This window comes from Rubinisphaera margarita (assembly GCF_022267515.1).
GTDB classification, from domain to species: domain Bacteria; phylum Planctomycetota; class Planctomycetia; order Planctomycetales; family Planctomycetaceae; genus Rubinisphaera; species Rubinisphaera margarita.
The window spans coordinates 778,888-791,097 of sequence record NZ_JAKFGB010000014.1 but is presented as its reverse complement, the minus strand read 5'-3'; the positions used below and the strand labels follow the sequence as shown (position 1 = coordinate 791,097).

General features: G+C 58.2%; 12 protein-coding genes. 10 read left to right on the top strand and 2 right to left on the bottom strand.

Annotation, left to right across the window (positions count from 1 at the left end; all coding sequences use genetic code 11):
• Position 1: 1 nt before the first annotated feature.
• Both L1A08_RS16000 and L1A08_RS15995 read left to right on the top strand, forming a co-directional pair.
• A complete protein-coding gene (locus L1A08_RS16000) occupies positions 2-1,441 on the top strand; it encodes an FAD-dependent oxidoreductase (protein ID WP_238757450.1) in 1,440 nt (479 codons plus the stop codon).
• A complete protein-coding gene (locus tag L1A08_RS15995; protein ID WP_238757449.1) occupies positions 1,442-1,855 on the top strand; it encodes a hypothetical protein in 414 nt (137 codons plus the stop codon). It begins immediately after the preceding gene.
• 65 nt (positions 1,856-1,920) lie between these two features.
• Here the strand turns inward: L1A08_RS15995 and L1A08_RS15990 are convergent, their stop codons facing one another.
• Together L1A08_RS15990 and L1A08_RS15985 are read right to left on the bottom strand one after the other, a co-directional pair.
• Positions 1,921-2,589: a hypothetical protein gene (locus L1A08_RS15990; protein WP_238757448.1), complete on the bottom strand. Its 669-nt coding sequence runs from the start codon at positions 2,587-2,589 to the stop codon at positions 1,921-1,923.
• A 16-nt stretch (positions 2,590-2,605) separates the two neighbouring features.
• A complete protein-coding gene (locus L1A08_RS15985) occupies positions 2,606-3,910 on the bottom strand; it encodes a radical SAM/SPASM domain-containing protein (protein WP_238757447.1) in 1,305 nt (434 codons plus the stop codon).
• 358 nt (positions 3,911-4,268) lie between these two features.
• Between L1A08_RS15985 and L1A08_RS15980 the strand changes: the two genes are divergently transcribed.
• The 8 genes from L1A08_RS15980 (at position 4,269) to L1A08_RS15945 (ending at position 12,020) form a co-directional block, all read left to right on the top strand.
• Positions 4,269-5,759 (top strand): serine/threonine-protein kinase, encoded by a 1,491-nt coding sequence (locus L1A08_RS15980; RefSeq protein ID WP_238757446.1) that lies wholly within the window; start codon positions 4,269-4,271, stop codon positions 5,757-5,759.
• 60 nt (positions 5,760-5,819) lie between these two features.
• Positions 5,820-6,266 carry a nucleoside deaminase gene (locus tag L1A08_RS15975; protein ID WP_238757445.1) on the top strand — a complete coding sequence of 149 codons (447 nt, stop codon included), beginning with the start codon at positions 5,820-5,822 and terminating at the stop codon, positions 6,264-6,266.
• 74 nt (positions 6,267-6,340) lie between these two features.
• Positions 6,341-6,823 (top strand): hypothetical protein, encoded by a 483-nt coding sequence (locus tag L1A08_RS15970; RefSeq protein WP_238757444.1) that lies wholly within the window; start codon positions 6,341-6,343, stop codon positions 6,821-6,823.
• A 73-nt stretch (positions 6,824-6,896) separates the two neighbouring features.
• Positions 6,897-7,358, top strand: a complete 462-nt coding sequence (locus L1A08_RS15965; RefSeq protein ID WP_238757443.1) for an HU family DNA-binding protein — start codon at positions 6,897-6,899, stop codon at positions 7,356-7,358.
• Between the two features lie 348 nt (positions 7,359-7,706).
• Entirely contained in the window at positions 7,707-7,925 is a 219-nt protein-coding gene (locus L1A08_RS15960; protein ID WP_238757442.1) for a hypothetical protein, read from the top strand.
• Positions 7,926-8,100: 175 nt separating this feature from the next.
• Positions 8,101-9,069 (top strand): dihydroorotate dehydrogenase, encoded by a 969-nt coding sequence (locus L1A08_RS15955; RefSeq protein WP_238757441.1) that lies wholly within the window; start codon positions 8,101-8,103, stop codon positions 9,067-9,069.
• A 29-nt stretch (positions 9,070-9,098) separates the two neighbouring features.
• Entirely contained in the window at positions 9,099-10,091 is a 993-nt protein-coding gene (trpS, locus tag L1A08_RS15950; protein ID WP_238757440.1) for a tryptophan--tRNA ligase, read from the top strand.
• A gap of 336 nt (positions 10,092-10,427) precedes the next feature.
• Positions 10,428-12,020, top strand: a complete 1,593-nt coding sequence (locus tag L1A08_RS15945; RefSeq protein ID WP_238757439.1) for an amidophosphoribosyltransferase — start codon at positions 10,428-10,430, stop codon at positions 12,018-12,020.
• Positions 12,021-12,210 lie beyond the last annotated feature (190 nt).

Genomic DNA, 12,210 nt, shown 5'->3' with positions numbered 1-12,210 from the left:
CATGCTCAATGATCTCACCCGCAGAGGCCTGCTTGGTAAATCCGCCGCGACACTCGGACTGGTGACCCTCGGCAGCAGCGGACCATATCTGCTGGCGAAAGAATCAGATCCCGGCACACTCACCGAGTCGGCCCGCACGATTCCGCTGGTGGAAGATTGCGATGTCATCGTTTGCGGCGGCGGCCCGGCTGGAATTGCCGCCGCCATTTCCGCAGCACGCAGCGGAGCCCGCGTTCGTGTCTTCGAATGCCATGGATGCCTGGGGGGAGTCTGGACGAGCGGGATGCTGAGCTACGTGATCGACGCCGGCAAACCCGGCTTGAACGCCGAGATCTCGTCTCGACTGAATTCGATGGGAGCCCGGCTGACCGATCATCGGAAGAAGAATTACGACAATTACGTCTACGATGTCGAGGCGATGAAGTATCTCCTCGAAACGATGTTCGCTGAGGAGAAGATTACCTTCCAGCTGCATACCCGCGTTGCAGCCGTGCATACCGATGAAAACAACCGGATGACGGCGATCATCACCGAATCGAAATCGGGACGGCAGGCCTGGGCCGCTCCCGTCTTCATCGATGCCACCGGCGATGGCGATGTCGGCGCCCTGGCCGGATGCCGTTGGCAGTTCGGTCACGACAAGACCTGCCCCTGCCAGCCGATGTCGTTGATGGGAATCATCGCTGCCGACCCGAAAGTGCTCGAAGAATTCGACAACGCCGGCGCCACGGATGCCAAGAATCGTCTGCTCGCTGAAATGGCCAAAGCGGGAATCGAGCCGAGCTACGCCAAGCCGACGCTCTGGAACTTCGGCAGTGGCGTGGCAGCCGTGATGATCAACCACGAATACGGAGTCGAGCCGTTTGATGCCGCTCAAGTGACAGCCGCGACAGTCAACGCGCGTCGCGAGTTGTATCACATCGTCGAAGCGATGAAGAAACTGGGCGATGGCTGGTCGGAAGCACGGCTCGTCGCCACGGCGGAACAGATCGGCGTCCGCGATGGTCGGCGAATTCAGGGACGATACGAAGTGACCGTCGACGATGTCGCTCAGGGAGCGCGTCACGATGATGCGGTCTGCCGTTCGACCTTCTCGGTTGACATTCACGCTGCCACTCAGGAAGCAAACCGGAAAGCCGCCTACAGTTCCGGCGGCGTCAAAGCCAGACCGTTCGACATTCCTCTGCGGGCCTTGATCGCAGCCGATGTTGACGGACTGTTGCTCGCCGGCCGCTGCATTAGCGGCGACTTCTTCGCACACGCCAGCTATCGCGTCACCGGCAATGCCGTGGCGATGGGAGAAGCGGCCGGCGTTGCCGGAGCGGTCTCGGCTGCGAACAAGACACTGCCCCACGATGTGCCCTGGTCCCTCATCTCCGCTCAGCTGACGACCGTACGGGATCAGGCCGACAAGCGAGCCGCCGCCGAGCAGACCAGCTAAGTGTTACGATCTGATATGGAGAGCGAACTCATTTTCACGACATACCTGCGGGAATTCGAACACCTCAAGCCGCTGCAAAAGCGGGTCGAAAAAGTGCTGCACGCAATTCCGCGCGTGGTGCAGGAAGACTTCGTGCACGACCCGCGATTTCGCATCGCCCTGGAGAATTTCGTCCCCGGCTCGGGCTGGTCGCTGTTCATGGAAGAACCGGGCCCGGTCGGCTCCGGCAGCCGCTGTGTAGTCCTGCGACCGCGACTGGCCGAATGCTCCGAAGAGTTCGCCTGCTACGTGATCGCCCATGAATTCGCCCACGCCTACCTGCGAAACGGCGGCTGGGGCGAAATCGAAGACGAAGAACAAGCCGCCGACGCCCTCGCCGCCAGCTGGGGCTTCACCCGCCCCGAAACCCGCTAGTCCACCCGAGTAGCCCCGGAAGCACTACGTCGGGTCCACTCGGGTGGTTGATCGAGTCAGTGCTATTACTCGCGCTGGCGCGGCAACTCCCGGAATGCATCCCTGCTCGGGCTGTTGATGTCTTCGAAGCACCACTGGTCATTCTCCCATTCGAGCATGACCACGAAGGACTCGTCCCGGCTGGCTCCGAACTCGACCACAGCCGTATTGGCTCCCCGGTAGCGGACCGTCAGCGGGTCAGTTCGCTTCCACTTCGAAACCGATTCCCAGCGGAAGCCGGAGGTGATCGATTCATAGCGGGGATGATCCTCGCCCGCTTTCGCGAGCTCATCGAACAAGTCCTGATTGCCACCGGTGCTCAATCGGGACAGCGCGTCGAAATCGGGCTTCTGATAAGCGACCAGACAGGCTTCCGCGACCAGTTTCGCATCGGTCCGATCGAGAGCATCGGGCTCCACTGTCGCCGCATCCGCTGGTTTCATCTCCACAGGCGTCTTTGACTCATCAGGACTCGTTCGCCCGCGCCGTGAACGGGAGCGAGGCGTACGTCTCTGCGGAGCTTCCATTTCTTCGGAGTCGGCCGGCGCGGGTTGCGGGCGGGCTTCCGGCTTCGAGGTTTTCTCAATCTTGTCGGTCAGAGACGAACTGCTCCCGAGTGATCCAACCTGAGCCAGAGCCGTTTCCGTTACGACGCCGAGGCAAAGCGTCAGGGCGATCAGCAGGCGGACTTTCATCGCATGCACTCCCATTTCAAACGTGTGTCGTTTCAAGCTGAACCAGATCGTTTGCGGTTTCCATCGGTTCGGCGGCTTCATTGCGAGCCAGGACGGCCGGCGCGGAGGCTTTGCCATGATCCCGTTTGCGATAGACGCCGAAATCGTTGAAGAAGAATCGCTTGGCGATTCGATACGCCCAGCTTTTCTCCGGAACTTCCGAGCCCGGGTTGTATTGAGATGTGCGAACCCGCATCGCTTTGAGTTCGGGCAGGGCCGTCTTGCGGGCGGTCACATCTTTCGCGCCGTGCTTCTCAACAAGGTTCGCGAGCAGATCGGGACGTTCCAGTACAATGCAGCCACGGGTGGTGTCGGCGGCAAGTTCGCGGAATTCCCGCAGGAAGGCGGAGCCGTTGATCTTCTCTTTGATCGTGCGGCCCTCTTCATGAATGGAATCGGTACTGAACTGAATAATGGGACACGGCTCGACATCGCCCCAGGGGTTGATGTGGTGCGTGATCCCGGTCGCAGCCGGGCAAAGGGCTCCCCCTTCGCCATCGAAATACGCATCGACAATGATGATCGGTTTCTTCGCTCGCATCTCGACCACGAACTTCCGGGCCCGTAGCTGTTGCTCGGGAGTGAGACAGAGCTCCGGCGATGCCTGCGGCCCCATCGGCCGGTAGACATGAAACCATGTATACATCACGCCCATCTCAATGAGCCGGTCGACCCAGCGTTCCTGGAGCAGGTCGTCGATGTTTGTCTGACAGAGACTTGTGCAAACACCGGTAAAAATTTTCTGATCGAGACAGTTTTGGATGCCATTGAGCGTTTTCTCATAGACGCCCGCGCGTCCGCGACGTTCATCACTGACGATTTCGTTGCCTTCGACACTGATGAGCGGAGTGACATTTCCCAGTTTGCGGAGCCGTTTGGCGACTTCGGGGGTGATGAAATGTCCGTTCGTAAAAATCTGGAAGTAGCAGTCGGGATGTTCGGCGAGCATGTCGAGCAGATCGCCGTGCATGAACGGTTCGCCGCCAACGATGCCGAAAAAGACATTGCCTTCCGCCTTCGATTCATTGATGAGTCGATGAAACGCAGCCGGCTCGATCCGCTGCTGCTTGTGCGCAACATCAACCCAGCAGCCCTGACAGCGAAGATTGCAGCTGTTGATGACCGAGATATACAGGAACGGCGGAAAGTATTCGCCCCGTTTCATCCGACGCTTGTGTCTCTGAACCGACAGGGCGGCTTTCACCCCCATGTTGTACGAGAGTTTCCACAGCAGCCGTTTGTCGCTTTCGGTCAGCAGTCGTTTTGCCAGCCTGAGGTACATGAGCGTTCCCCGAACCATTCACGCAGAATAAGAAATCAATTCGCTGGTATCATAACCGCTTGAGGACCGAAATAACGACCCAAAATCGCGATCCACTTCAGGACAGATCCATGAAACTGAGAAGTTTGATGGGGAGACTCTTTCGGAGGCTCCCCGGGCGAGATACGATGATTTTCAAGGCTGTGTAACCGCACAGCTTCCATCTGATGACCAGCCTCCCGTTAAGGGAGATCCTCTTTGCCTGTCCGGACTGCGGGAAGACAATCAACACCGGACAGGACACCACTCAGCCCGAATTCAGAAGACGACACTCAGCTGAGAACGACAAGAGGCAGACGAAGAAAAGCGAATCTGGCAAATGGATTTTAGTTCGTCGAAAGGACTGGCTACTGAACTTGTCCGCATGCGCCTGATCACCAAAGATCAGGCGAATGCCTGCCTGCGCAGGTTGAAAGGCAAGAACAGAACCGGCTCGGAACTTCTGGACGTTCTGTTGGAAACGTCGACGCTGACTCCGTTTCAGGCCGAAAGCATCAAGCGACTCGATACCGATATCCTCGTGCTGGGGGGGAACAAACTGCTCTATCCCAATGCGGCCGGCAGCTTTGCCCGCGTCTTCCGTGCGGAGAATCTCGACACCGGAGAAACGGTCGCGGTCAAACTGCTTCGCCACCGATGGAATAACGATCCGGAAACCATCGATCTGTTTCAGCGTGAAGCCGAGCTCGGCCAGAAGCTGAACCATCCCAACATTGTGCCGATCTACGATATCGGTGCGGAATCGGGGCATCACTTCTTCGTGATGGAGTTCATCGAGGGGGGCAACCTGAAGGACTTCGTGCAGATCCGCAAACAGATCGAACCACTCGAAGCGGTTAAATACACAATCGATATCGCCCGCGGACTTGAATACGCCCTGACGCTCGGCGTCACCCATCGCGATTTGAAGATGACAAACGTCGTCTTCACTGTCGACGGCACCGCTCGACTGATCGACTTCGGACTGGCTACAGATGACGACCTGCTGGAGAAAGTCGGCGAAGGCGGCGTTCAGACGGCGCTGGAATACTCCACGCTGGAGAAAGGGACGGGAGCGCCGCGAAACGATCCACGCAGCGACTTGTTCTTCCTGGGCACAATTCTCTACGAGATGCTCCTCGGCCAGCCTCCCTATCCCCGCACCAAAAGCCGGGAAGAACGGAAGCAGCTGACACGCTACCGGAATATCCGACCGCTGAACGAAGCCCTTCCGAATTGTCCACACGATGTCTCCTTCATCGTGGATCGCATGCTGACGATCAATCCCAACGAGCGCTACCAGTCGCCGACCGAACTACTGAAAGATCTGAACGCGGCCAAAGCCAGGCTCATGCAGGACGCCTCCCGCAAACCGTCTGCGGCAGATCGGACTGGAGCCGCCGCTAACGGCAACAAAGAACTTTCCCTGCTCTGCGTTGAACGACGGACACGGGAGCAGGATATTCTGCGGGACTACTTCACCCGTCACGGCTTCCGGGTGCTGATGATCTCTGATCCTGATCGAGCGCTGGGACGGCTGGTTACCAATCCGCCGGATTTGTTCCTGTGCATGGCCACGGTCCAGGGAGAAGATGAACTGCCCGACGTCTATCAGGAATTGATCAACGTCGCAGCGAGCCGGCACATTCCAGCAGTCATCATGGTGCCCGATTCCGAGATTACCCACCAGGTGCCACCAGGCAGCGAGAAGACCCTGCAGGTTCTGCAGCAGCCAATGGCTCTGAGAATGATGCGGAATCATCTCAATGAGGTCGCCCGGGGAGCAGGTCTCACCGCGCCCGCGGAAGTGAAAGCTTCCTCGGCCAGTTGACGCGGCTCAAATTCACGCCCGCCGCCCACCCTTTCACGTCCGCCGCTGGAAAGGTTCCCCATGCCTGATCACGCCGAGTCCATGAGAGTCGCAATTACCGAAGCGCAAAAGAACCCGGCTTTCCCATTCGGTTCAGTCCTCGTGGACCGCTCCAACGGTTCGATTGTGGCCCGCGGAGCAAATCGTGCGGAAGAGAATCCACTCTGGCACGGCGAGGTCGACAGCATCAACCGCTGCGCAGCCGAGCATTCTCAGATCGACTGGAAGCAACTGCTGCTTTATACGACCGCCGAGCCATGTCCGATGTGCATGTCGGGAATCCTCTGGGCGGGAATCGGAGGTGTCGTCTTCGGCACCTCGATTCCAACGCTGACAAGATGCGGGTATCACCAGATTGAGATTCGCGCCCGGGAAGTCATTGCTGCCAGCCAGTTTGCGGAATGCACTCTGGAAGGGGGAATTCTGGAAGCCGAGTGCGATGCACTGTTTGCATCCGGGCCGCATTGAGTATCATCGTGCTCGCGGCAGCATTCGCGAATCCTCTATCTTCTCCTCTCCCCATCATCTTCAGGTCGATCAGCATGACTCAGGCGCAGTTTGAACAGGACGTGCAGACCGTCTACGACTGGGTCGACTCTGCCGTCGCTGAAGCGGGACCGCGCTGCGAGATCAGTGGACGCTGTTGCCGGTTTCGTGACTATGGGCACCGCCTTTACCTCACCCGGATTGAAGCCGACATTCTGTTTCGTCAACCATTGCCGGAAGGTCACGATACGGCGGAACGGACTGACGCGACTGCGGTGGATCAAGTCTGCCCTTACCAGCACAACGGGCTGTGCACCGGCCGCGAAAAACGTCCGCTCGGATGCCGCATCTATTTCTGCGATCCCGGTTACGACGAGCGCTGCTGCGAGATTACCGAAGAGGCGATTAGTCGCCTCAAAGAAATCCACAAACGGCACAACCGGCCCTGGGAATACAATCAGCTCCCGTGGTTCTTCAGTCAGCGAAACTGCGAATTATCGGACGGAGACCGTAGTTGCCGGGTTGACAGTAAATCCTAACGGTGAATACACTTAGAACGCTCGCATGTTATGTGCGTCCGACTGCCGGTGTGACTAACAAGGGATTTTGACCGTGACTAAGAAAGAGATTGTGAAGGCGATTTCCGAAGAACTCGGCCTGACACAATTACAGACCAAAGCGATCGTCCAGAAGACCTTCGAGTCGATCATCGACACGCTGGTCGAAGATCCCAAGCACCGGATTGAGCTGCGAAACTTCGGTGTGTTCGAAGTCAAGAAGCGAGCCGCCCGCAAGGCCCGTAACCCAAGGACCAATGAACGGGTCGACGTCGATGCCAAGTACGTGGTGACGTTCAAACCGGGTAAAGAGATGGAAGAACGGGTCCGTCAGCTCATGCTCGACCGGGAAAAGCGAGAGAACGAGGCCGCTTCCTCAGCCGCCCCGCCAGCGCCCAGCAGCGAGACTCCTCCCCCGGAGGCCGCTCCGTCCAGTCCGCAACCTCCCGTTCAGCAGGATGTTACGCCGCATCGACCCCCGGAGTACTCCTCCTCCAGCCCGATGGACAGCCATTGATCTGCCAGGGCGAACCAGAAAATCATAAGAAGGCCGGCTTCAAGTCGGCCTTCTTCATTTTGAGCCGATCCGTTATCAACCAGCTCACCCCCTCCCCCGCACATGCCCTTTTGTGCACACCTCTCCCCTCACTTCTCCTCAAACGCGGAAAAATCGGAATATCTTGCCTGAATTGATTCATCAGCAGGTCCGATCCCGCCGATACATTCCTTAGAGACAGATCTTGTCGCGACGCATACCGAGTACGTCCCGACCCTACCTGTCGCGATATCTACAACGACCTCTCAAGATTCAATACCGTTCGTGTGCAGGCGAATAGACTCGCCTGTGTGTTGCATGGAGGCGACAATGCGGAGATTCATTTGCATCCTTCTTCTGGTTGCGATCGCCGGAACTCAGGTTGGTTGCTTCGTGCCTATCTGGTCCGCTGAACGGGATCGCCGGGCTCGCCAGCTGATCTTTCAATCAGAATCGTTCCGTCACATTCCCAATATCTGGGAACGGATCTGGGGACTGGATATGCCAGACCTGGCTACGCCGTACCGGACTCACGGTGGCGTGATCTAACGATCCGATCGACGGACAATTTCATCACTGAACCAGCGAGACGTGCAGTTCTTACGGGCTGCATTGTCTCGACTCCGGGTCGGCGATAAACTGCGGCAGTCGATAGCTCACTGACTTCGTCAGGCGTGAAGCCCACGTCGACGAATCCTCTTTTTGCGACCTGCCCGCCGATTCCGTGACTGAACCAACTCTGCAAGTGCGTCTGGGGCGACTCTCGCTGCGTAACCCCATCCTGACGGCCTCCGGGACGTTCGGCTACGCGCGCGAAATGGCTTCGTACGTCGATTTCTCGTCGTTAGGCGGCGTCGTTCCCAAAACGGTTACGCTCGAACCGCGCATCGGCAATCCGCCTCCGCGGACTGTCGAAACCGCGTCCGGGATGCTGAACTCGATCGGCCTCGATAACGATGGCCTCGATACGTTCATTGAAAAGCATCTGCCATATCTGCTCCAACTCGACACTGCCGTCGTGGCCAACATCGCCGGACGAACCATTGACGAATACAGTGTGATGGCCGGGAAACTGGCCCCCTTTTCCGATCTGGCGGCCATCGAACTCAACATCTCCTGCCCCAACGTGAGTGGGGGCGTCGACTTCGGCACCAATCCGGAATCGACCGAGAAAGTTGTCGCGGCCTGTCGGAACGCCTGCGATCTGCCCATTCTCGCCAAGCTGACTCCGAACGTGACCAACATTGTTCCCGTCGCCGAAGCCGCGAAAAATGGCGGAGCGGACGCGGTTTCGCTGATCAACACGCTGCAGGGCATGGCGGTCAACTGGCGGGCCCGCAAGCCGATTCTGGGTAACGTCATGGGCGGTCTCAGTGGACCGGCCATCAAACCGGTCGCGCTGCGCATCGTGCATCAGGTGTCCCGTGCGGTCGACGTGCCCATCATCGGCATCGGCGGAATCTCGACCATCGATGATGTCCTGGACTTCCTGGTGACGGGAGCCTCCGCCGTACAGGTTGGAACCGCCACCTTCTATAACCCGAACGTCTCGGGGACACTATCGCAGCAGCTGGCCGTCGCTCTGAACTCCGAAGGCATTTCGGATGTCAATCAGTTGATTGGCTCCCTGCGGCTCGATGCCCAGCCGAAATCGCCCACGCTGCAAAAGACGACCATCCCCGAAACTCTCTAAGCCTAACCGCGACAACAGCGAATCCCATCATGCGAGTGCTTTCCGGCATCCAGCCTACAGGACGGTTTCACTGGGGAAACTATTTTGGAGCCATCCATCAGTACATCGCTCTGCAGAACAATGAGCAGGCGTTCTACTTCATTGCCGATCTGCATGCTCTGACCACGGTTCGCGAACCAGACAAGCTGCGGGAATACGTCCGCGATGCAGCGATCGATCTGCTCGCACTCGGACTCGATCCTGCTCAGGCAACGCTGTTCGTCCAGTCCGACGTGCCAGAAGTGACCGAACTGACCTGGCTGCTGATGACCATCACGCAGATGCATCTGCTCGAAAAGTGCCACGCCTACAAGGACAAGAAAGCCCGGGGCATCGCAGCCGATGCCGGACTGTTTACGTATCCGGTCCTTATGGCCGCCGACATCATTCTTTATGACAGCGATCTGGTGCCGGTCGGGAACGATCAGATCCAGCATATCGAAGTGACCCGTGATCTCGGCCAGCGGTTCAATCACCTCTACGACACCGAAGTCTTCGTGCTGCCGAATGCTCACGTCCTCGATCAGACTGCCAAAGTACCCGGCACCGATGGCGAGAAAATGTCGAAGAGCTACAACAACACCATCGAGATCTTCCTGCCCGAAAAGCAGCTGAAAAAGAAGATTAACTCGATCAAAACCGATTCGCTGGCCGTTGAAGATCCCAAGAATCCGGAGACCTGCCCGGTTTTCGCGTTGTACAAACTGTTTGCGACTCCTGAACAGCAGGAAGAGCTGGCGGGCCGATATCGCGCAGGCGGCATGGGATACGGTGAAGCCAAGAAGCTGGTGCTCGATGCCGCTCTGGAGTTCTTTGGCCCTGCCAGAGAACGACGAGCCCGACTGGAAGCCGATTCCGACTACGTTCAGGATGTGCTGCGGCAGGGAGCGAATACAGCCCGCCAGAAGGGCCGCGAAGTCCTCGACCGCGCCCGCCAGGCGAGCGGCCTGACGCGGACGCCGGCTGACGGAATTGACGGGTAGCGATTGAACCGATCTCGCGTTTCAGGGAAGTTTCGCCTGGAAGTCCCTCGACAATTGTTGAGAACTGAGACCGAACCCAACCTGCAAAATCAGGCTTCCGCCGGGAAAAGCTGTCGAATTCCCGACGATCTCGTGGCAGCAATTGGATTCAACTCCCGAGACGGGTATGATTGACGTGCAGGCCAATTCAAACAGAGCTCGTTTGATCGCGTCAACAGGCGAGATGAATTCCGCGTGAAGACGGCTTCGACTCCAGTCGAACTCGAACCGCGATCCGGGGCATCCTCCCTCCGACCCCTCTCCGACCAGGTTAACCCTCTCTCGGAACAGCGTCCGATGTCTGAACTTTACCACGAATGCGGCGTCGCAGCGGTCTATCATTACGCACACGACGAGATCTCTCGGCTCGCGCCCAAAGATGATCCGATGCAGACCGCGTCGCTCATTCCGAGGCTGCTGCTCGATATTCAGAACCGCGGTCAGCTGGCCGCAGGAATCACGAGTTACAACTCCGACCGCAAGCAGTTGATTCGCACTCACAAAGATGTCGGCGGCGTAAACGAAGTCTTCCGGCTCGGCCGCCGCGAAAAAGCCGAACAGCTGATGAAGGATTACAACGGACAGGCGGCCATCGGTCATGTCCGTTACGCCACCTGCGGCACCGATGATCGCAGCTACGCCCAGCCGTTCGAACGGTCCCACGTTCAGAAATCGAAGTGGTTCAGCTTTGGCTTCAATGGACAGCTGGCCAACTACCAGAAGCTTCGTGAGCAGATCGAAGAGCAGGACGATTTCCATCTGGCCCGCGAGACCGATACCGAAATCATCATGCACCTGCTCTCGCAGGACTTCTCGATCCACGGCCGGGGCGATCTGGTCGGCACCATGTCTCGGCTCAGCAAGAAGCTCGACGGAGCCTACAACATTGTTTTTCTGAACGCTCGCGGCGACATGTTCATCGCCCGCGATCCGCTCGGCATCCGCCCCATGTGTTACGCTGTCGAAGGCCCGATGTTCGCCGCGGCGAGTGAATCGGTCGCTCTGTGGAACCTCGGTTTCGAAAGCAGCAGCATCCGCACCCTGGAACCTGGTGAAATGGTTCTGGTGCAGAACGGCCGCATCGAGAAAACTCGCTTCGCCGAAAGCCCGAAGAAGGCGCACTGTTTCTTCGAATGGATCTACTTCGCGAACGCCGCCAGTACGCTCGATGAACGCAGCGTTTATCTTTCGCGGACCCAACTCGGTGTGCATCTCGCCCGTCAGGAAAAGCTTGAGATCGACAACGAAACGATCGTCGTGCCGGTCCCCGATACCGCCAAATCGGCGGCATCCGCCATGGCATACGAACTCGGCGTCCCCTGTCTGGAAGGACTGATGCGAAACCGCTATGTCGGTCGCACGTTCATTGAATCCAAAGACAGGGCCGACAAAGTCCGCACCAAGTTCACGCCACTGCCTGAGGTCTTCCGCGGACGCAAAGTGCTGCTCGTCGAAGACTCGATCGTCCGTTCGACGACCATGAAGGGTCTGATCGATCAGATCCGCACCCGGGGGGAAGCCAAAGAGATCCACGTTCGCGTGGCCTGCCCACCGATTATCGCTCCCTGCTTCTACGGCATCGACATGTCGAACATCGGGGAGTTGTTCGCACCGAAGTTCCTGAGAGGCGAACCGCTCACGCCGGAACACGAAGCCCAGATGGCCGCGACCCTGGGAGCCGATTCACTGCGTTACCTGCCGATCGAAACGCTGCACGAAAGCATCGGTCTCTCAGAGAAATCACTCTGCCGTGCCTGCGTCACCGGCGAATACCCGACGGAATGCGGCGAAGAAATGTACCAGCTCGCTCTGCAGTACAACCGCAACCCGGAACTGGTACAGAGCCAGCGGACATACGACGTGCCGACGATGATTTCGACCCGGTCGTAGGTAACTGTTTACTGAATTTGGAAACTGCAACAAACACTGCTGGGCAAGCCAGCAGTGGCACCCCGTTGATCAGGCCATGCTCGCCATTGGGTGTCGCACTCTCAACGGGAGGCACAGACTTTTTCAGTGGATGCCAACTTTGCCGAAGTGTCCATGTCCGTATGCCCCCACCAGGGGTGGCCCCGAAAGA